Here is a 387-nt window from a genome sequence, read left to right as displayed (position 1 = left end):
GCCGCGCTCGGGCAGGACGGGGCCGAGGGCGCGGCGGGCGATGCGCTGCGCTGGCTTGAAGGGGTCGCCGACAAGGCCGATGGCCAGCTTGACGAGCCGATGGCGGCGCTTGGCCGGGCGATGGTGGAACTGGACGAGGCGGCGTCGGGCGTGGCGCAGTGCCTCGATGCGCTGGAATTCGACCCCCTGGAGCTGGAAGAGGCCGAGGAACGCCTGTTCGCCATTCGCGCGATGGCGCGCAAGCACGGCATCGCGCCGGATGATCTGGGCGGGTTCGCCGAGGACCTGCGCGGGCGGCTGGCGGCGCTCGACCGCGGGGAGGCCGATCAGGACGCGTTGCGCCGGGCCGTGCAGGAGGCCGAGGCGGCCTACGAAAAGGCCGCGGAC

1 pseudogene is annotated in these 387 nt (G+C 73.9%); it reads left to right on the top strand.

Annotated features, from left to right (window positions below):
• Positions 1–387, top strand: a pseudogene (locus ACH107_RS33595) (DNA repair protein RecN); the annotation flags it as partial.

The sequence above is a fragment of the Roseovarius halophilus (ex Wu et al. 2025) genome (assembly GCF_047086965.1).
This window is presented reverse-complemented; position numbering and strand designations above follow the sequence as displayed.